This is a genomic window from Paenibacillus sp. A3 (assembly GCF_001399685.1).
Lineage (GTDB): Bacteria > Bacillota > Bacilli > Paenibacillales > NBRC-103111 > Paenibacillus_G.
Genome location: NZ_JTHN01000413.1, coordinates 1 through 595, shown reverse-complemented (window position 1 = coordinate 595; position 595 = coordinate 1). Strand labels below are relative to the sequence as shown.

General features: G+C 63.9%; 1 protein-coding gene. It reads right to left on the bottom strand.

Going from position 1 to position 595, the window contains the following annotated elements:
* A partial coding sequence (locus QJ48_RS39595; protein WP_272948190.1) for a glycoside hydrolase family 2 TIM barrel-domain containing protein occupies positions 1–595 on the bottom strand: 595 nt, incomplete at both ends.

The following is a 595-nucleotide window of genomic DNA, read 5'->3' as shown; positions in this document are numbered from 1 at the left end:
CCAGCAAGCCGTCCCAGTTCCAGTGCGGGAACAGATGCAGTACCGGTTCGCTGGTCCATTGCGCGCGGTAGTACCAGTAATTGTCTTTCGGAAAACCGCAGCTATCGAGTACGCCGAATTGCGAAGCCACATTGGGCCAGCGGTTGTAAGGCGTGGGCTCGCCGCGATAGTCGAAGCCGGTCCAGATGAAGCCGCCGGCAATGTACGGGCGTTGCGCGACATAGCTCCACCAGGCTTCGGCGGTGCTGGCCCACCAGGGGTGGTCCAGGTCGTAGGCGCGGGTGTACCCGCGTTGGTCATCGCGCCGATAGTTGCCGCGCACCGACACGGTGCTGCCGGTTTCGCTGCCGTAGATCGGGATGTTGGGGTATTGCGCGCGGAAGCCGTCCATCTGGCTGGTGCGGTAGTTGAAGCCGACCACATCCACCACCTGGCCCACGCCATCGCCAAAACCTTTGTCCATCGCGAAGGTCGTGGGGCGGGTGGGATCCAGCTGGCGCACGCGTTGTTGCATGCGGGTCACGATGCGTGCACCGCGCGCGGTCACTTGCTGCGGCTCTTCGTTGCCGAGCGACCACAGGATGACGCTGGGATG